Genomic DNA, 17,753 nt, shown 5'->3' with positions numbered 1-17,753 from the left:
ACATGAAAAGAACGCAGCGCATGCGCGCCGGTGTCACCGGCTTCACCCTGATCGAACTGATGATCACCGTGGCGGTCATCGCCATCCTGGCGGCCATCGCCATGGCCAGCTACAACTGGGCCATGGTCAAGAGCCGCCGTGCCGCGGCCGTGACCTGCCTGCAGCAGGGGGCGCAGTTCATGGAGCGCTATTACACGACCAACATGTCCTACAAGGATGCGACGGTGCCGACGACCTGCGATGGCGTGTCGGCGACGTTCTACACGGTCAGCGGCGGCACGCCCACGGCCAGCGCCTTCACCATCACGGCCACGCCGACCAGCAAGCAGAACGACACGCTGTGCGGCACCCTGACCATCAACCAGCAGGGCGTGCGTACGGCCAGCGGAACGGCCGCGAGCAGCCCGGCCCAGTGTTGGTAGGCCTGTCGCGGCACTGACCGCGGCGTTCGTCGCGGGGTCGTATCATGTCGGCCATGAGTGCACGACATGATGTGGTGATCGTCGGCGGCGGCCTGGTTGGGGCCAGCCTGGCGATCGCGCTGGACCGGCTGGGGCGCGATGTCGCCCTGATTGAAGCGACCCCGCTGGGCGACGTGCCGGCGGTGTTCGACGAACGCAACCTGAGTTTTGCGGCCGCGACGGTCAATGCGTTGACCGCGCTGGGCGTGATGCAGCGCCTGCGCAATCCGACCGGGGCGATCCAGCGGATCCACGTCAGCCGGGCCGGGGATTTTGGCCGGGTGCTGCTGTCGGCGCAGGACTACGGGCGTAGCGAATTCGGCCAGGTGGTGGTGGCGCGTGATTTCGGCATGGCGCTGGAAGATGCGCTGGCCGATTGCAGGCATCTCACCCGGTATCGGCCGGCGAAGTTCCTGGACCTGGCGGCCGCAGGCAGTGGCGAGCGCGTCCTGCGCGTCGGAACGGTGGAAGGCGAGGTCGAACTCACGACGCCGCTGCTGGTCGGTGCCGATGGCAGCAACAGCATGGTGCGTGGCGCGCTGGGCATCGGCGCCGAGCGCCACGATTACGGCCAGCGCCTGTTCGTGGCGCGGGTACGGACCTCGCGCGCGCCGGACGGCACGGCCTGGGAGCGCTTCGGCAACGACGGCCCGACCGCGCTGCTGCCACGCGGTGATCGCCACCATGGCCTGATCCATGGCGTGCCGGAGGCGCAGGCCGAGGCCGTCGCGGCGCTGGATGAGGCCGCCTGGCTGGCGCATGCGCAGGCGGCGTTCGGTTGGCGTGCCGGGCGCTTCCTCGCCAGTGGGCCACGCAGTGCCTATCCGATCATCAAGGTGCTGGCCGAACGCCTGATCGCACCGCGGGCGGTGCTGATGGGCAACGCCGCGCAGAGCATCCATCCATTGGGTGCACAGGGTTTCAACCTGGGCCTGCGCGATGCGCTGACCCTGGCCGAGCTGATCGTCGAACACGATGACCCTGGCAGCGACGCGCTGCTGGCCGACTACCTGCGCCGGCGCCAGCCGGATCGCGAGCGCACGCTGCGCTTCTCCGATGGGTTGGCGCGCCTGACCAGCAACGATGCGCCGCTGCTGCGGCCATTGCGCAGCGCCGGCTTGCTGGCTGCCGGCCAACTGCAGAGCGTGCAGTCGATGCTGGTCGGCGGCGCGATGGGCTTTGCCGGCGACGTGCCGGCGCTGTGCCGCGAGGCCGCACCGTGAGCCGGCGTGGACGCAGCGATGTGATCGTGGTCGGCGGCGGCGTGGTGGGCGCTGCCTGTGCATTGGCGATTGGCCGCGCAGGACCTGGACGTCACGCTGGTCGAAGGCCAGGCGCCCACGCCGTGGTCGGCGCAGCAACCCGACCTGCGGGTCTACGCGTTCGCCCCAGACAACGCCGCGCTGCTGCAGCGGCTGGGCGTGTGGGAAGCGGTGCGGACCACGCGTTCGCAGGCCTATCGCCGCATGCGCGTATGGGATGCGGCGGGCGGCGACGAGCTGAGCTTCGATGCCGACCGCATGGGCCGTGCGCAGTTGGGCTGGATCGTCGAACACGCGCTGCTGGCCGATCGCCTGTGGGCGGCCTTGCCAGCCGCGGGCGTGCAGCTGCGGTGCCCGGCGCGCGTGCAGGGGATGGAACAGGACGCCAGTGGTGTCCGCCTGCGCCTGGACGATGGCGCGCGGCTGGAAGCGCGGCTGGTGGTCGCCGCAGACGGCAAGGATTCAACCTTGCGCCAACTCGCCGGCCTGCCGGTGCAGGGCCATGACTACGTCCAGCGCGGCGTGGTCGGCTATCTGCGCAGCGAACGTCCGCACGAGGACACCGCGTGGCAGCGGTTCCTGCCGACGGGGCCGCTGGCGGTGCTGCCGTGCACCGAAGGCCGCAGCTCCATCGTCTGGACGCTGCCGCAAGCCGAGGCCGCACGCGTGCTGGCGCTGGACGATGCGGCGTTCTCGCGTGAACTCACCAATGCGTTCGGTGCGCGCCTGGGCGAACTCACGATGGATTCGCCGCGCGCGGCCTTCCCGCTGAAACTTCAGCTGGCCCAGCAGTATGTCGAAGGGCGCGTGGTCGCCATCGGCGATGCCGCGCACGTCGTCCATCCGCTGGCCGGGCAGGGCGTCAACCTGGGGCTGCGCGATGTGGCTGGCCTGCAACAGCTGGTGGCTGCGGCGCAGTCGCGGCGCGCCGACTGGGATACGCCGCATCGCCTGCAGCGCTGGGCACGCACGCGCCGCAGCGAAAATACCGTTGCCGCCTATACCTTCGACGGCATCAACCGGCTGTTTTCCACCGATGAGCTGCACACCACATTGGCACGCGGTCCGTTGCTGGGGTTGGCGGGAAAACTGCCGCCGTTGACTGATCTGCTGTGGCGCAGGGCGGCGGGGCTTTAGCCGAAGGCGATGTTTTTGTAGCGCGGAGCTTGTGGCAATCCGATCTTGGGGATTCCGCTGCTCTCCGGACAGATCGAGGGAAAGCTCCAGCGCAGCAAGCTGCGCTCTACAGGTGCGTCGCGGCGTCGAGATACCTGGCAATGCTCAGGGCAGGAAAGGGAACACCAGCTTCAGCAGTCCCTTCAGGCCGCCCTCGGCGGTCGAGGCAATGGCCTTCGCGCCCAGGCTGTTGAGGGCGTTGCGGGCGTCTTCCCAGCGCAGCTTGCTGAGGTCTTTCTGCAGCAGGTCGGCGACTTCGCTGGCGGTGGGTTGCAGTTTCTTCAGTTCGCGGGTGATCGCGGCTGGGTCTGGCTGCAGGTAGCCCCACTTCTCGGCGATCTTCAGCAGCGTGTCGAAGCGCACCGCGACCACTTCGCGGTTGCGTTCGTAGACCGGCAGTGCGCCCACATCAAGAATGGCTTGTTCGAATTGCTGGGCATCGTCCGGGTGTTCGACGCGGATGGCGAGGAAGCCGTCCTTCTTGGCCCGTTCGCTCACGTGCTTGGCGCCCGAACGCAGGTTCTCTTCGGTCAATACCGTGGCCACGATCCGCTGCAGCGCCGCGTCGCTTTCTTCCGGCACCAGCGCACGCCAGCGTGCATAGCCATCGCGGCGCAGGCTTTTCACACGCGTGGGCGTGATCCGTAGCTGCAGCGCGGCCATGGCATTGGAGCTGGAACGCGAAATCGCGCCGTCGCGCTCCAGCAGCACGAAGGTCAGCAGTTCCATGTCGCGCTTGTTGAGCGAGCCGAAGCCCTGCATCAGCGACAGCCGCAGGAATTCCTCGGCGAACCCGGCCGGGTCCTTGAGTTGGATGGGTTGCATGGCGCGCAGGCCTTTCGTTCGATGGCCTGCAGGATCGCACGGCCCGATTGCAGGGGTTGAGATGCGTTGTGCGCTAGATCGAAGATCGAGCCGTTGGCGCGCGTGGCCCGGATAAGGCCAAAGGCCGCATCCGCGGGGCTGTTGGTGATTGCATCAGGAACCGTCTGTGGCCGATCCCGGTCCATCGCATTGGGATCGAGCGCCCCGGGTGCGCTGTGCGCTTACCCGGGCGACGCTTCATCCACGCAAATTCCCCCAGGCGGGAGACGTCAGCGGTTGCCGCCCTTGGAGGCGAACACTGTGATCTCTTCGCGGTCGTGGTAGAGCTGCTTGGCGCGCACGGTGCGCAGTCCGCCGGACTGCTCATGCAGGATGTCCAGGCACAGGGTGGTTTCGTCCCAGCGCTTCTTCATCGGCAGCTTGAGGTTGAAGATGGTGTGGCGGCACCAGCCTTCGCGCAGCCAGGTGGCCATGCGCTCGGCCACGCGGCGCGGCTGCTCGACCATGTCGCAGACCATCCAGTCCAGCGATTGCGCAGGCTGCCAGCGGAAACCGTCGGCGCGCAGGTGTTCGACCAGGCCGGTGTCCAGCACGTGCTGGCGCAGTGGGCCGTTGTCGACGCTGGTCACGCGCAGGTGTTCGCGGGTGAGCACCCAGGTCCAGCCACCGGGCGCGGCGCCCAGGTCGGCGGCGCTCATGCCGGCGCGCAGCAGGGCTTCGCGCTCGTCCGGGCGCAGCAGCGCCAGGATCGCTTCTTCCAGCTTCAGGGCCGAACGCGACGGTGCATCCGGCAGCAGCCGCAGGCGCGGGATGCCCAGCGGCCACGGCGCGGCGTCCTGCGGATCAGCAATGCCCAGGAAGGCGTGGTCGCCGTTGACGAACAGCACGTGCAGGCGCGGCAGGCGGGTGTCTTCCTTGGCGCTCATCAGGCCGGCTTTGCGCAGCGCCGGACGCAGCGCGTTGCCGAAACTGCGGGCCAGCCCGGCCAGCGGCTTGGCCGCGTCTGAATCCGGGTGCTCCACCCACAGGTCGCCGAAACGCGGCAGGCCTTGCAGTGCGGCCAGCATCGGGGTGATGCGGTCGGACGGGTCCAGCCCGCGTAGCTCGGTCACCAGGGCCAGCTTCTGCCGCGCGAACACGAGCTGCTGCCACGGCAATGCGGCCGGCAGGTCGGCGTCGTCGCAGGCGAACACCACGTAGCCGTCGTTGCGCTGGGTGCGTGCGTAGCCGGCGAAACCGGCCTCGGCCGCGCGCTGGGTCAGCTCGGCAGCCAGCTCGGGCTCGAAGCCCTGGCGGCAATAGGCCAGCACGCCTTGCATGGGCGCGTTCAGTATTTGCTGCCGCCGCGCTGGCCGTAGGCGGCCAGGACGGCGCAGGCCGCTTCGCGGTGCAGGTCGCGCACCACTTCGATGTTGCGCTTGGTCAGTTCGCCCACCCAGTCGGCAGGCAGCGGACCTTCGTCGAATTCGGTCAGTGCTTCCACATCCTCGGCGCGCGCGCCGATCAGCAGCCGGTCCACGCCGGCCCACACGGTGGCGCCGTAGCACTGGCAGCACGGCTGGGCGGAAGTGGCCAGGGTCACCGGGCTGGCCAGCGCGCCGTTGAGGCGGAAGGTCTGCAGGCGCTGCTGGGCGAGCATGTAGGCCATGTTCTCGGCGTGGGCCAGCGAGGTGTTCTGTGGCACCACGCGGTTGACGCCGACCGCGACGATGCGGTCGTCCGGGCCGAACACGGCTGCACCGAACGGACCGCCGCTGCCGTGTTCGACATTCAGGCGGGCCAGCTCGATGGCCAGGGCGACCTTGGCTTCATCGCCGCGGAAAAGCGCGGCGTGGTCCACGACCTGGTGGACCCAGTCGGGCAGGCTGAGTTGGATCTGGGTGTAAAGCATCAACGTACCGGTCTCGGCGCGGGCGCCGTCGTAGGGGAAAGTGGGTTGGCACCGTCGTCGGCGGGCATGCAGGTGCCGGCCTGGCACTGGCAGGTGCTGATCTGGCGGAAGCCGCAGATGCCCATGCGGCCGCTGGCCTGGCACTGCGCCTGGACGGCGGCCGGATCGGTGGGGCTGTCGGCGTTGACGCAGGCCGGCAGCTCGCCGCAGCAGCTGCCGACGTTCTTCACCGCGCAGTCGGCGTCGCGCTTGCAGCTGGTGTCGACCTTGGCCGGCGTGACCGGGGTCGGCGACGGCGCGGCGGTGACCGGCTGTTCGGCCGGCGCGCCGGTGGCGGGCGCTGGCGCGGGATTGGCGTCAGGCGCGGGCGCGACCGTGTCCGAAGGCGGCGTCTGCGTGGCCGGCGTGGTCGCCGGTGCCGCGCAGCCGGCCAGCAGTACCACTGCCAGCAGCCAGACCGGCAGGGCCGGGCCCGGGCGCATCAGGCCTGTGCCGCCCAGGTGTCGCGCAGGGTCACGCTGCGGTTGAACACCGGCTTGTCGGACGTGTGGTCGCGGCGGTCGGCGACGAAATAGCCGGTGCGCTCGAACTGGAACGACTGCTCCGGCGTGGCCAGTGCGGCGGCCGGTTCCACGTAGCCGCGCACACTGCGCTTGGAGTCCGGGTTCAGATGGTCCTGGTAGGTCTTGCCGTCGGTTTCGTCGTCCGGGTTGGCGACCGAGAACAGGCGGTCGTACAGGCGGATTTCCGCCTCCACGCCCTGGCTCGCGCTGACCCAGTGGATGGTGCCCTTGACCTTGCGGTTGGCGCCTTCCGTGCCCGGGCGCGATTCCGGGTCCAGCCAGCCGCGCAGTTCGGTGATGGTGCCGGCGTCGTCCTTGATGACTTCGTCGCAGCGGATGATGCCGGCGCCGCGCAGGCGCACTTCGCCGCCGGTGACCAGGCGCTTGAAGCCCTTGGGCGGGATTTCGGCGAAGTCCTCGCGCTCGATCCACAGTTCGCGCGAGAACGGGATCTCACGAGTGCCCTGGGTTTCGTCCTTGGGATGGTTGGAGAAGGTGAGGGTTTCCTCGAAGCCTTCGGGCAGGTTGGTCAGCACCAGCTTGACCGGGTCGATCACGGCCATGCGGCGGTGCGCGGCTGGCGTCCAGGTCGTCGCGCAGGCAGCCTTCCAGCACCGAGAAGTCGATCACCGAGTTCTGCTTGGAAATGCCGACGCGGTCCACCAGCAGGCGCAAGGACGCCGGCGTATAGCCACGGCGGCGCAGGCCCTGCAGGGTGTACATGCGCGGGTCGTCCCAACCGTCCACCAGCTGTTCGGTGACCAGCGTGGTCAGCTTGCGCTTGCTCATCACTGTGTAGTTGATGTTGAGGCGCGAGAACTCGATCTGGCGTGGCTTGGCCGCTTCCATCGGCAGGCCCTGGTCCAGCACCGGCTGCAGCAGCGCGGCGTCGCCGGCCAGGTCCACGTTGTCCACGCACCAGTCGTAGAGCGGGCGGTGGTCTTCGAATTCCAGCGTGCACAGCGAGTGGGTGATGCCCTCGATGGCATCGCCCAGCGCGTGGGCGAAGTCGTACATCGGGTAGATCGGCCATTCGTTGCCGGTGTTCTGGTGCTCGACCTTCTTGATCCGGTACAGGGCCGGGTCGCGCAGGTTGATGTTGCCGCTGGCCATGTCCATCTTGGCGCGCAGGGTGCGTGCGCCATCGGCGAATTCGCCGGCACGCATGCGCGCGAACAGGTCCAGGTTCTCTTCCACGCTGCGGTCGCGGTAAGGCGAGTTGCGGCCGGGCTCGGTCAGGGTGCCGCGGTACTGGCGGACTTCCTCGGCCGACAGGTCGCAGACGAAGGCCTTGCCTTCGCGGATCAGCTTCTGCGCGGCCAGGTAATACACGCCGAAGTAGTCCGAGGCATGGCGCAGGTTGGACCACTCGAAGCCCAGCCAGCGCACGTCGTCCTGGATGGCGGCAACGAACTCGGGGTCTTCCTTGGCCGGGTTGGTGTCGTCGAAGCGCAGGTTGCAGCGCCCGTTGAACTCGGCAGCGATGCCGAAATCCAGGCAGATCGCCTTGGCATGGCCGATGTGCAGGTAGCCGTTGGGCTCGGGCGGGAAGCGCGTGCGGACGGCGTGCTGGCGGCCCTGGGCCAGGTCCTCGCGCACGATCTGGCGGATGAAATCCCTTTTCTCCGACGCCAAGGCGTCGGAGGCGCGCTTTTCAGGCGCGGAATCGGCGGGAATGGCAGGCGTTTCGGACATGATCGGGCGGGCGACGGCAAATAAACCGCAAGTTTAGCCGAGGCCGGTCCTGCCCGGTCCGCTTGTGTCCAATGCCTGGGGACGTGTTCCGCCTGGAAGTCAGCGGGATACAGGCTTTACACGGCCACTGAGCGCCTGCACGGGTATGCTCCGGCGCATTGCCCACTGCTTCCCGGGAGCCTCCATGCAAGTCGCCTATCGCGCCGACAACCTGTTCGACGCCCATCTGGCCAAGCACGTGCTGGAGGATGTCGAGATCCCGGCCTTCGTCTTCGGCGAATCGTTGCTGGGTGCCGGCGGCGAGCTGCCGCTGTTCGGCGTGCTGCGGGTCTGCGTGCCCGACAGCGCCTTGCCCGCCGCGCGCGACGCGCTGCAAGCCGCTGGCTTGCTGGATGGCCCGGCAGACCCCACCTACGAGGAGCTGCCCGATTCGGGCCTGTTGCCCGCCTGACGGCTGGCATCCCTGCTTTCCGGAGGTTTTCCCATGTTCGAAGAACTGACCGCCCGCCTGGGCATTGGTGCGTTCAAGCAGCGCCTGCCGCGCGAGGGCGAAGCCCTGCCGGGCCGCGCGCAGCCGCAGCCGCTGCACAACGTGCATTTCGTCAACGGCCATCCGCTCCAGGGGAATTTCCCCGGCATGGAGACCCTTGATGTGGGCATGGGCTGTTTCTGGGGGGCCGAGCGCAAGTTCTGGCAGCTGCCTGGCGTCTACACCACCGCGGTCGGCTACCAGGGTGGCATCACACCGAATCCGACCTACGAGGAAAGCTGCACCGGCATGACCGGGCATGCCGAAGTGGTGCGGGTGGTGTTCGACCCTGCACAGGTTTCGCGCGAAGAGGTCCTGCGCACCTTCTGGGAAAACCACGACCCGACCCAGGGCATGGGCCAGGGCAACGACCGTGGCACCGAATACCGCTCGGCCATCTACTGCGAAACGCAGGCCCAGTACGACGCCGCCATCGCCAGTCGCGACGCCTACCAGCAGCGCCTGCGCGAGGCCGGCTACGGCGACATCACCACCGAGATCGTCTACCCGGCGCCACCGTTCTACTTCGCCGAGGACTACCACCAGCAGTACCTGGCCAAGAACCCCAACGGTTACTGCGGCCTGGGCGGTACCGGCGTGAGCTGCGCCATCGGCCTGGATGCCTAGCGCCCGCAGGGCACGCGCGATCCCTGCAAAACGACAACGGGCCGGCAGATCAACTGCCGGCCCGTTGCTTTTTCAGCGCGTGCGATGACGCGTTGCCGGCTTACCAGCTGAAGCGTGCGTTGGCCATGACGGCGCGGCCCGAGCCGTAATGGCAGGCGGCCACGGCGGTGCAGGTGGACACATAGACCTTGTCGGTCAGGTTGCTGGCATTGAGCGAGAGCTGGGTGTCGATGCCACCAATGCGGCCAACGTCGTAACGGATGGCTGCGTCGAACAGTGTGTAGGACGGGATCTTGTACAGGTTGGCGCTGTCGCCGTAGCTGACCCCGGTGTAGCGCACGCCGGCGGCCAGGCTCAGGCCGGACAGGCTGCCGGTCTGGAAGGTGTAATCCGCCCAGGCCGATGCGGTCCAGTCCGGCACCTGGGCCAGCTGATTTCCCGCGTAGCCGTCGTCGCTGGCGAGCATTTCCGAATCCATGCGCGACACCGCACCGATCAGGCTGAAGCCGGTGATCGGGGTGATCCGGCCTTCCAGCTCCACGCCGCGCACGCGGCCTTCGCCGTTCTGCACCTGGCATTGCTTCACGCCCGTCGATCCGCAGGTGTTGTGGGTCGCATCCGGGTCGTCGCTGAGGATGTTCTGCTGGCGCAGGTCATAGGCCGACAGGGTGATCAGGCCATCGAAGCTGGTTGGCTGGTACTTGACCCCGGCTTCCCACTGCTTGCCCGTGATCGGCTTGAACTGCGTCTGGGTGTAGCTCAGGTTGATGTCGGTGATCGAAGGCTGGAACGACTCGGAGTAGCTGACGTACGGAGTGAATCCGTTGTCGGCCACGTACAGCAGGCCGGCACGGCCGGTGAAGGCTTCGTCCTTGACGCTGGTGCGGGTCCAGGCCGTGGTGGTGTCGCTGGCCACGGTGTAGGTGGCCGTGGAACTGGTGTCCTTGGTCCAGTCGTAGCGGCCACCGAAGCTGAGGCGCCACTTGTCCAGCGCCAGCTGGTCCTGGGCATAGACGCCAGTCTGGGTGTCCGTGCCCTCGGACAGGGCGATGGCGGTGGTCACCGGGGTGTAGCTGGTGTAGACCGGGTTGAAGATGTCGATCGAGGCCGGGTTCGCCATCGTGCCGCGCTGGCCATCCCAGTCGGCCTTCTGGTAGTCCACCCCGACCAGCACGGTGTGGGCGATCGCGCCGGTATCGAACTGGCCCTTCAGATGCGTATCGACCGTGTTGCCGTCCGAGTCGCCGGTGCCCCAGGTTGCTCGCCGGGCCTGGGTGCGGCCGTCGCTGTTCAGGGCGCCACTGATGATGACCGAGCGGAACAGCGAATCCACGTGCGTGTGGCGTGCGCTCTGGGACAGCGTCCAGTGTTCGTTGAAGGCGTGTTCGAACAACCAGCCTGCGTTCCACTGGGTGCGGTCGTAGGTGTTCCAGTCCGGGTCGCCGATGAAGGTGGTGTTCTTCATCCGGCCGTACTGGGTGGCATTGAGCGTGCCGCTCATGGGCAGGAACTGGTAGGTCGAGCCACCGGTGTCCTTCTGGTACATGCCCAGCAAGGTCAGGCGCGTGTCATCGCTGACCTGCCAGGTGTAGCTGGGCGCCAGGAACCAGCGTTTCTGGTCGACCTGGTCGATCTGGGTCTGGCCATCGCGGTACAGGCCAACCAGCCGGAACAGGTGCGTGTCGTCGGTGCTGCCAGTGCCCAGGTCGAAGGCGGTGCTGGCCTGGCCGTTGGCGTCCACGCCGACGCGCAGCTGCTGCTTCTGGTGCGGCTGTGGCAGCTTGCTGACCTGATTGACCATGCCGCCCGGTGCCACCTGGCCGTACATCACTGCCGAAGGACCCTTGAGGACTTCGACGCGCTCCAGGTTCCAGGTGTCGAACGAGCTGCGGTTCCACTGGCTGCCCTGCGGCGCGCGCATGCCGTCCAGGGTGACGTTGTCGCTCCAGCTGCCTGCGTCGAAGCCACGGATGCGGAAGTCGTCGACGCGGTTGTCGATGCCGGTGCTTTCCAGGCTGACGCCGGCCACGTAGCGCATCACGTCGTTGAGGGTCTGGGTGTTGCGCGCATCCATTTCATCGCGCGCGATCACCGAGACCGATTGCGGCGTTTCGGCCACGACGGTATTGGTCTTGGTCGCGCTGCTGGTACTGGTGCTGGTGCGGTACGCATTGACGCGGACGGCATCCATCGTGGTGGCGTCGGTCGTGGTGCTGGTGCTTTCCTGGGCACCGGCGGACAACGCGGTGCAGCCCAGCAGGCAGGCGACGGCAAGTGCGGAAAAACGCGGCAGAACGCCGCACGGAACGGTGTGCAAGGACAAAGACATGGCGATAGGCCCTGTGGATGAAGATTGACGCGCAGGGCTGGGCCCGAAGGGCTTGGCTGGGGGCGATGAGATCCGGGGCGGAGCGCAACGCTCGGCTTCCGGGCGACAAAGGGTATGGGCCGCTTTGGTGCAGGGCAAGCCCCAAAATGTTGGAGACGGTGGCGCTGGCGGCAAGCGATGGCAAGCAGGAGCAGCTGCGGCCGCCGATCGGGAGCCGACGGCGGCCCTCGGGCTAGAATGCACCCATGTCCGCGCTGCCCGACAACCTGGCCAACCAGCTGCTCATCGCGCTGCCTGCGTTGGACGATCCGCATTTTTCGCGCTCCGTCGCGCTGATCTGCCAGCACGATGGCGATGGCGCCATGGGCGTGGTGGTCAATCGCGCGTCCGAGTACACGCTGGGCGAGGTGCTGCAGCAGATGAACCTGAAGACCGCCGACGAGGCGCTGCGCCGACGCGTGGTGCTGTACGGCGGGCCGGTCCACCCCGAGCGCGGCTTCGTCCTGCATGACGGGGGCGATGCCTGGGATTCGACCCTGCAGATCGGTGCCGGGCTGTACCTGACCACCTCGCGCGACATCCTCGAAGCCATGGCCGGGGGCGGCGGGCCGGCCAATGCGGTGGTCGCGCTGGGCTGCGCTGGCTGGGGTGCGGGCCAGCTGGAATTCGAACTGGGCGAGAACAGCTGGCTGACCGCGCCGGCCGATGGCGAGTTGCTGTTCGACACGCCGCTGGAGCAGCGCTGGCAGGCTGCCGGCGGCCTGATCGGCGTGGACATGACCCGCCTGACCGACTACAGCGGGCACGCATGATGGACCGTGCCGGGATCCGCCTCCTCGTCCGCGCCTGGCGCCGTCCGCAGATGGCGCATTGCCCCCATGTCCCGTTGCCCGGAGCCTGCCGATGAAGCTCGATGGCACCGTGCTGGGTTTCGACGTGGGATCGCGCCGGATCGGCGTGGCAGTGGGCAGTGCCTTCGGCACCGGCGCCCGCGCGCTGGCCGTGGTCGATGTGCACCCCAGCGGCCCGGACTGGGCCGCGCTGGACAAGCTGCGCGCCGAATGGCGTCCCGACGGCCTGGTGGTCGGCGACCCGCTGACCCTGGACGGCGGCGACCAGCCGATCCGCAAGCGCGCCCACGCCTTCGCCCGCGAACTGCGCCTGCGCTACAAGCTGCCGGTGGTGCTGGTGGACGAGCGCTCCAGTTCGGTCGAAGCCGCACAGCGTTTTGCCGTGGACCGCGCGCAGGGCCGCAAGCGCAAGCGTGATGCCGCCGCGCTGGATGCGGTGGCCGCCGCGGTCATCGTCGAACGCTGGCTGGCCGCGCCGCATGACGCCACGCATGTCGAGTGACCCGTTCCCTTCTCCGTTTTGGGGGAGGGAGCGCGTTTGCGAGCCACGGGTTCGCGCGATGCCGAGCGCGTCGGCGTGCTTGCCGACGCAGGGGCGCGCAGCGAGGTGGCGCGAAGTGAACCTGCAACTGCAGGTTCGGGACGAGGGTTCGTCGAACCCCATGGCCCTGGACCTCCAGCCCTCTTTCAACACGCGCATTCAAAATTCCAACTCCGCGCCTGCCCCAGACCGGGCTGCCGCCCACCGCCACCCCACGAGCACACCATGACCCAACTGGATTCCGACGGCCGCCTGTTGCACCTGCTGACCCTGGATGGCCTGCCGAAAGAGACGCTGTGCCGCATCCTGGATCGCGCCGGCGCCATCCGCGACACTGCGCTGGGGCGCACCCAGAAGCGCAATACCCTGGTCGGTCGCACCGTGTGCACGCTGTTCTTCGAGCCCTCCACGCGCACCCGCAGTTCGTTCCAGATCGCTGCCCAGCGGCTGGGTGGGGACGTGGTCAATTTCGATGCGTCCACCTCGTCCGCGCGCAAGGGCGAGACCGCGCTGGACACGCTGCGCAACCTGGAGGCGATGGGCGTGCGTGGTTTCGTCGTGCGCCACCCCGATGATGGCGCCGCGCAGATGCTGGCGCGGCATGCGCATGAAGGCACCACCGTCATCAATGCCGGTGACGGCCGTGCCTCGCACCCCACCCAGGGGCTGCTCGACATGCTGTCCATCCGCCAGGCCAAGGGCGCGGACTTTTCCCGGTTGAAGATCGTGATGGTCGGCGACATCAAGCATTCGCGCGTGGCCCGCTCGGACCTGCAGGCGCTGCGCACGCTGGGGGCCACCGACGTGACCCTGTGCGCTCCGGACAGCCTGCTGCCGGAAGCGGAGATCAGCGCTGGCTGCAAGACCACCGGTGATTTCGACGCCGCGCTCAAGGGCGCCGACGTGCTGATGATGCTGCGCCTGCAGCGCGAGCGCATGGAGGAAGGCCTGGTGACCTCGCTGGAGGACTACCACCGCGACTACGGCCTGACCGCCGAGCGCCTGAAGCAGGCCGCGCCCGATGCGGTCGTGCTGCACCCGGGGCCGATCAATCGCGGTGTGGAAATCACCGACGAAGTGGCCGATGGCCCGCAATCGCTGATCCTGCGCCAGGTGGGCAACGGCGTCGCCGTTCGCATGGCGGTGCTGGAGATGTTGCTGGGCTGAGCAAAGCCTGAGCAACAGCAGCCGAGCAAGCTCGGCTCTACGGTTCATGTGTCCTGTCAGATGGTCGTGATGTCGCTCTTGTAGAGCGGAGCTTGCTCCGCTGCTTTCGGCTCCTGCTTTCAAATCCCCTTGAGGCACAGCGGAAGGGTGAAAGTCAGGCCTGAAGGGCGCCGCACATGGATGTACGTCGTTTTCTACGGGACAGGGATGCCTCGTAGAAAATCCCTCGTCCCACAGCGATGCCGCACGAAAGCCTTGCGTCCGCTTGAAAGCGCATAAGGAAGCGAAAACTAGCCCAAACGGCCCATGCGCTGACCATCCTGCAAGGTAGGATTCAGGTCCCCTCGTCGCATTGGAGTCCCTGCGCCCATGAAGCCGTTCCATCGCCGGAGCCTGCGCGGCTCGGCCCTGCTGTTCTCATCGCTGGCCTGCACGGCCATTGCAGCGCCGGCCACGCCGCCCGTGGCGGCGCAGGATGCAGCCTTCAATCCCATCGCGTTCTTCGCGCCGCTGCAGCTGCCTGTGCCAGCCACGGCCATCCGCGATGGCGCCGGCAAGCCCGGTCCGCTGTTCTGGCAGAACCGCGCCGATTACGACCTGCATGCCACCATCGACCCGGCCACCCACACGCTGACCGGCGAAGCGACCATCAGCTACACCAACCACAGTCCCGATGCCCTGGACGTGCTGTGGCTGCAGCTGGACCAGAACATCTATCGCGCCGATTCGCGCGCCGCCTCGGCGCGTTCGCCGCGCCCGGGCCGCACGCCGCAGTACAACGATGGCATCACCATCGCCAGCGTGGAGGTGGAGCAGGGCGGCAAGCGCAGCAAGGCTGATTTCCTGGTGGACGACACGCGCATGCGCGTGGACCTGCCCACTGCGGTCAAGGCCGTTGATGGCAGCATCAAGCTGCATGTGACCTATCGCTACACCGTGCCTGGTACCTGGGGCGGGCGCACCGCTGTCACGCCGACCAGGAACGGCGACATCTACGAAATCGCCCAGTGGTATCCACGCATGGCGGTGTACGACGACCTGCGTGGCTGGGATACGCAGCCTTACCTGGGCTCGGAGTTCTACCTGGAATACGGCAGCTTCGACTATGCCGTGACCGTGCCGTGGAACTACGTCGTGGCCGGCTCGGGTGAGCTGACCAACCCGAAGGAGGTGCTCACCGCCCAGCAGCAGCAGCGCCTGCAGCAGGCGCGTGGCAGCGACAAGACCGTCTACATCGTCCGTCCGGAGGAAGTCGGCCAGGCCGCCACGCGACCCAGGCAGGCTGGCACGCAGACCTGGCATTTCCACATGGAGCACTCGCGTGACGTGGCGTTCGCCGCCTCGCCGGCGTTCGTGTGGGACGCCGCGCGCATCAACCTGCCGGAAGGCAAGCAGTCGCTGGCCATGTCGGTGTACGCGGCCGAAGGCGTCGGCCCGGACAAGTGGGACCGCTCCACCGAATACCTGAAGGGGGCCATCGAGCACTTCTCGTCCAAGTGGTATCCGTACCCATGGCCGGTGGCGGTCAACCTGGGCGGCCACGGCGCCGGCATGGAATACCCGGGCATCGTGTTCGACGGTTTCGAGGACGACAAGGACAAGCTGTTCTGGATCACCGCGCACGAGATCGGCCACAGCTGGTTCCCGATGATCGTCGGCTCCAACGAGCGCCGCCATGCGTTCATGGATGAAGGCTTCAACACCTTCATCGACGTGTATGCCTCCGATGCGTTCAACAACGGCGAATACGGTCCCAAGCGTGATGGCGAGTATGCGCCGAAGGGCGGAAACCCGGTCGATGAAATCCTGCCGGTGCTGGCCGATACCGACGCGCCGACGCTGATGCATATCGCCGATGGCACCAGCGAGAAGTACCGCCACCCGGTGACCTACTTCAAGGGCGCGCTGGGCCTGGTGCTGCTGCGCGAGCAGATCCTGGGGCCGGCGCGCTTCGACCCGGCGTTCCGCAAGTACATCGCCACCTGGGCCTACAAGCACCCTGACCCGTCGGACTTCTTCCGCTTCATGGAAAGCGAATCCGGCGAGGACCTGTCGTGGTGGTGGCGCGCCTGGTACTTCAACAACTGGCAGCTGGACATGGGCATCAGCTCGGCCCGCTATGCCGACGATAGCCACACCGGCATCGTGGTCGCGCTGGAAAGCCGGCAGAAGATGGTGATGCCGGCGACCCTGCGCATCGACTACACCGACGGCAGCCACGACGACCGCCGCATCCCGGTGGAGGCCTGGATCCAGCGCAGCGCCCCGGAAGTCGCATTCCCGACCACCAAACCGGTGGCCAGGGTGACGCTGGACCCGGACCACAAGCTGCCTGATGCGGACCGCGGCAACAACACGGCCAGCATTGGCGGTTGATGAATCGGAAGGCGGATGTCACAGGACATCCGCCTTTTTTATGCGGGTCGATTGCGGACCACATCTTCTTGTCGCAAGGTCGCGACATTCCACGAATAGGGAGCGTTCGGTGAAACGATCAAGGACGGGTGTTTTGGCGCTGGCGGCGCTGATGGCCTTAATGCCACTGATCGCAGCCGATGTCTGGGCGGTTGATAGTCAAGCAGCGGTGCGGGCAGCCAACCTCTGGACGCGCATCCAGTATCCGGGCGATGCGCATGAAACCTACGAGCCGGCACGGTATGTCCAGATCGCTGACCTCGACCGGGATGGGAAGGATGAGGTGATTTACCTGCATCGGATCCCATGTGATGGTGGCGGAAGTTTTGATTGCACCAACTCGGTGACGGTGCTGAAGACGCCGATCAACCGAGACGCAGAGATTCTCAGCTCAAAAGATCCCTTCATTTCGATGTTCGATGATCCGAAACAGTCCTTGATTGACCTGGGATACGAGTACGACGCCGCGCTACATGTGCCTGGCGAGATCGAACATTTGGTCATCGTGGGCCGCACCATCCGAGTGACCTTCATGGCGACGCTTGAATCACATGCCTGTCTTCGGGGGCTGCGAAAACGCCACCCGGAATGGTCGCAGAGCGAATGCCCGCCACCCGGCCGTTATGTCTGGAATCTGCAGTGGAAGCCGGGTGAGCTGAAGCGCCTTGAGTGAGTCCGAAGCCGGAATCGCGCACGCGTGTCAGGAATGGCTTGAACCAGCACGTTCGTGCTTTCCGCGCCCGCGCAAGCCGGGGCGTGAGGGCTTAAAGCGGTTTTAACCCAGGCGCACCTAGAGTGCGGTTTCCCACGAGCAACTCCCCAACCTTTGGAGATCCCCATGGCAGCCAAGAAGATCCTGTTCCTCACCGGCGATTTCGCTGAAGACTACGAAACCATGGTGCCGTTCCAGGCGCTGCAGGCGGTTGGCCACATCGTGCATGCGGTGTGCCCGGGCAAGGGCGCCGGCGACACGATCAAGACGGCGATCCACGACTTCGAAGGCGACCAGACCTATAGCGAAAAGCCGGGGCACCTGTTCACGCTCAACGCGGGCTTCGACAAGGCCAGGGAAGCCGATTACGACGCGTTGGCCATTGCCGGTGGCCGTGCGCCGGAATACCTGCGCCTCGATGCGGACGTGATCGCGCTGGTGCAGGCGTTCGTCAAGGCCGGCAAGCCGGTGGCGGCGATCTGCCATGCGGCGCAACTGCTGGCGGCGGCCGATGTCATCAAGGGCAAGAAGATCTCGGCCTATCCAGCCTGCGCGCCGGAAGTCCGCATGGCCGGCGGCGAATACGCCGATATCCCGGTGGATCAGGCCATCACCGATGCGCCCTTTGTCACTGCGCCGGCGTGGCCTGCGCATCCGGCCTGGATCGCGCAATTCCTGGTGCTGCTGGGGACGCGCATCGCGTTGTAGC

The 17,753-nt window shown here is 67.1% G+C and carries 15 protein-coding genes and 2 pseudogenes; 11 read left to right on the top strand and 6 right to left on the bottom strand.

Translation table 11 applies throughout. The features are described 5' to 3' along the window. Nucleotides 1-2 precede the first annotated feature (2 nt). The 3 genes and pseudogenes from O8I58_RS06265 (at nt 3) to O8I58_RS06255 (ending at nt 2,860) form a co-directional block, all read left to right on the top strand. Complete coding sequence (locus O8I58_RS06265) at nt 3-422, top strand: type IV pilin protein (protein WP_298321542.1); 420 nt, start codon at nt 3-5, stop codon at nt 420-422. A gap of 53 nt (nt 423-475) precedes the next feature. Then, complete coding sequence (gene ubiH / locus O8I58_RS06260) at nt 476-1,684, top strand: 2-octaprenyl-6-methoxyphenyl hydroxylase (protein WP_298321541.1); 1,209 nt, start codon at nt 476-478, stop codon at nt 1,682-1,684. Continuing rightward, nucleotides 1,681-2,860: pseudogene (locus O8I58_RS06255) on the top strand (UbiH/UbiF family hydroxylase). Before ubiH ends, O8I58_RS06255 begins: the two are co-directional and overlap by 4 nt. Before the next feature lie 144 nt (nt 2,861-3,004). On the opposite strand, the gene O8I58_RS06250 reads toward O8I58_RS06255, so the two are convergent. The 5 genes and pseudogenes from O8I58_RS06250 to O8I58_RS06230 all read right to left on the bottom strand — a co-directional run bounded on the left by O8I58_RS06250 (nt 3,005) and on the right by O8I58_RS06230 (nt 7,873). After that, on the bottom strand, nt 3,005-3,724 hold the full coding sequence (locus O8I58_RS06250) for a hypothetical protein (protein ID WP_298321540.1): 720 nt from the start codon (nt 3,722-3,724) through the stop codon (nt 3,005-3,007). Between the two features lie 269 nt (nt 3,725-3,993). After that, nucleotides 3,994-5,043, bottom strand: coding sequence for a 23S rRNA (cytidine(2498)-2'-O)-methyltransferase RlmM (gene rlmM / locus O8I58_RS06245; protein WP_298321539.1), 1,050 nt, complete (start codon nt 5,041-5,043; stop codon nt 3,994-3,996). Between the two features lie 8 nt (nt 5,044-5,051). Then, a complete protein-coding gene (locus O8I58_RS06240; RefSeq protein ID WP_298321538.1) occupies nt 5,052-5,615 on the bottom strand; it encodes a nucleoside deaminase in 564 nt (187 codons plus the stop codon). Next, nucleotides 5,615-6,097: a hypothetical protein gene (locus O8I58_RS06235; RefSeq protein ID WP_298321537.1), complete on the bottom strand. Its 483-nt coding sequence runs from the start codon at nt 6,095-6,097 to the stop codon at nt 5,615-5,617. The genes O8I58_RS06240 and O8I58_RS06235 overlap by 1 nt, the downstream gene beginning before the upstream one ends. Then, nucleotides 6,097-7,873, bottom strand: a pseudogene (locus tag O8I58_RS06230) (glutamine--tRNA ligase/YqeY domain fusion protein). Before O8I58_RS06230 ends, O8I58_RS06235 begins: the two are co-directional and overlap by 1 nt. Before the next feature lie 184 nt (nt 7,874-8,057). Here O8I58_RS06230 and O8I58_RS06225 point away from each other — a divergent pair. Then, nucleotides 8,058-8,324, top strand: coding sequence for a putative signal transducing protein (locus O8I58_RS06225; RefSeq protein ID WP_298321536.1), 267 nt, complete (start codon nt 8,058-8,060; stop codon nt 8,322-8,324). A 33-nt stretch (nt 8,325-8,357) separates the two neighbouring features. Next, nucleotides 8,358-9,029, top strand: coding sequence for a peptide-methionine (S)-S-oxide reductase MsrA (gene msrA, locus O8I58_RS06220; RefSeq protein WP_298321535.1), 672 nt, complete (start codon nt 8,358-8,360; stop codon nt 9,027-9,029). A 100-nt stretch (nt 9,030-9,129) separates the two neighbouring features. Here msrA and O8I58_RS06215 read toward each other — a convergent pair whose 3' ends face one another. Then, a complete protein-coding gene (locus tag O8I58_RS06215; protein WP_298321534.1) occupies nt 9,130-11,358 on the bottom strand; it encodes a TonB-dependent siderophore receptor in 2,229 nt (742 codons plus the stop codon). Nucleotides 11,359-11,603: 245 nt separating this feature from the next. Between O8I58_RS06215 and O8I58_RS06210 the strand changes: the two genes are divergently transcribed. The 6 genes from O8I58_RS06210 (at nt 11,604) to O8I58_RS06185 (ending at nt 17,752) form a co-directional block, all read left to right on the top strand. Beyond that, a complete protein-coding gene (locus tag O8I58_RS06210) occupies nt 11,604-12,170 on the top strand; it encodes a YqgE/AlgH family protein (protein WP_298321533.1) in 567 nt (188 codons plus the stop codon). Nucleotides 12,171-12,261: 91 nt separating this feature from the next. Next, nucleotides 12,262-12,711 carry a Holliday junction resolvase RuvX gene (ruvX, locus tag O8I58_RS06205; RefSeq protein ID WP_298321532.1) on the top strand — a complete coding sequence of 150 codons (450 nt, stop codon included), beginning with the start codon at nt 12,262-12,264 and terminating at the stop codon, nt 12,709-12,711. A gap of 264 nt (nt 12,712-12,975) precedes the next feature. Continuing rightward, a complete protein-coding gene (locus O8I58_RS06200) occupies nt 12,976-13,917 on the top strand; it encodes an aspartate carbamoyltransferase catalytic subunit (RefSeq protein WP_298321531.1) in 942 nt (313 codons plus the stop codon). Between the two features lie 369 nt (nt 13,918-14,286). After that, entirely contained in the window at nt 14,287-16,293 is a 2,007-nt protein-coding gene (locus O8I58_RS06195; protein WP_298321530.1) for a M1 family metallopeptidase, read from the top strand. A gap of 109 nt (nt 16,294-16,402) precedes the next feature. After that, a complete protein-coding gene (locus tag O8I58_RS06190) occupies nt 16,403-17,005 on the top strand; it encodes a hypothetical protein (protein ID WP_298321529.1) in 603 nt (200 codons plus the stop codon). A 165-nt stretch (nt 17,006-17,170) separates the two neighbouring features. Then, on the top strand, nt 17,171-17,752 hold the full coding sequence (locus O8I58_RS06185; RefSeq protein WP_298321528.1) for a DJ-1/PfpI family protein: 582 nt from the start codon (nt 17,171-17,173) through the stop codon (nt 17,750-17,752). Nucleotide 17,753: the final 1 nt, after the last annotated feature.

This window comes from Pseudoxanthomonas sp. (assembly GCF_027498035.1).
Lineage (GTDB): Bacteria > Pseudomonadota > Gammaproteobacteria > Xanthomonadales > Xanthomonadaceae > Pseudoxanthomonas_A.
This window is presented reverse-complemented; position numbering and strand designations above follow the sequence as displayed.